1 pseudogene is annotated in these 1514 nt (G+C 43.1%); it reads left to right on the top strand.

The features are described 5' to 3' along the window. The first annotated feature begins 82 nt into the window (after nt 1–82). Nucleotides 83–1437: pseudogene (locus tag QYB97_RS25045) on the top strand (IS1182 family transposase). The last annotated feature ends 77 nt before the right edge of the window (nt 1438–1514 follow it).

Here is a 1514-nt window from a genome sequence, read left to right as displayed (position 1 = left end):
TCAGCTTGTAGACAAAGTCTCATGTCTACAAGCTTTTTTTATTGTAGAATGGAACTAGATACGGTTTGAGGGGAGAATTAACATGTTATCGAAGCATTCTACTGATGGACGTCACCAAATTACACTTGCAGCTCTTGATGAATTAGTGCCTCAAGATCACTTAGTAAGGAAGATGGATCAGGTCATGGACTTTGATTTTATTTATGATGCCATTCAACATACATACTCTCTAGACAATGGACGGCCTAGCGTAGACCCGGTTGTTCTCATTAAAATGGTACTCATTCAATATGTGTTTGGTCTTCGCTCAATGCGCCAAACCATTAAAGAGATTGAAACCAATGTAGCGTATCGATGGTTCCTGGGATATGGGTTCGATGAAAAAATTCCCCACTTCTCCACCTTCGGTAAAAACTACGCCCGTCGCTTTCAAGATAGTGATCTTTTTGAACAGATTTTTTACCGCATTCTCCGGGAAGCTTTCAACTATGGGCTGATTGATCCTTCGGTCGCTTTCATTGATTCTACTCACGTCAAGGCGAATGCCAATAAGAAGAAATTCGATAAAAAAACGGTTCGAGTAGAAACGCGCACCTACCAACATCAACTCGAAGAAGAAATTCATCTTGACCGTGAGGTACACGGAAAAAAGCACTAACCCCTCAAACCCAAACCGAAACGAAAGAAGTTAAAATCAGTACAACGGATCCGGAAAGTGGCTATTATGTAAAGGACGAGCGAGAGAAATTGTTTGCTTATTCTTTTCACACCGCCAGTGACTCCAAAGGATTTATCCTCGGCAGTTTAGTCACCGGAGCCAATGTACACGACAGTAGAATGCTTGAGCCACTAGTGAATCAACTCATTGAAAAGATCGGAAAACCTAACGCCTTAGCCGTAGATGCCGGCTATAAAACACCACCGATTGCCAAGTTTTTGATCGACCGGAATATTCGTCCTGTTATGCCTTACACCCGTCCCAAAACAAAAAAAGGCTTCTTTAAGAAATATGATTTTGTGTACGATGAACCATACGATCAGTATATTTGCCCGCAAGGGGAAGCTTTGCCCTATCGAACGACGAACCGCGAGGGGTATCGTCAGTATGCCTCTAATCCGCTGATTTGCCAGGATTGTCCGGTGGTCTCTCAGTGTACAAAGAGTAAAGGCCATCGAAAATGGATCAACCGGCATGTCTGGGAAGAATTTTTGGAAGAGGCTGAACACCTTCGCCATACAGAAGAAAATAAAAGCATATACGCACAGCGAAAAGAAACCATTGAACGGGTTTTCGCTGATGCCAAGGAAAAGCATGGCATGCGATGGACAAAGCTCAGAGGGCTTAAAAAAGTGTCCATGCAGGCGATGCTTACCTTCGCTGCCATGAATCTTAAAAAACTGGCAAACTGGACATGGCGAGGGCCATGTCCAGTATAAAGGAGGCTTTAATCTATCTAAAAAACACGACAAACCCCTTTTCAAAGAAATTGAAAAGGGGTTTGTCTACGGTCTGA

Source organism: Fictibacillus fluitans (genome assembly GCF_030418125.1).
GTDB lineage: Bacteria > Bacillota > Bacilli > Bacillales > Fictibacillaceae > Fictibacillus_C > Fictibacillus_C fluitans.
The sequence above is the reverse complement of the archived record's forward strand: the minus strand, read 5'-3'. Positions and strand labels throughout refer to the sequence as shown.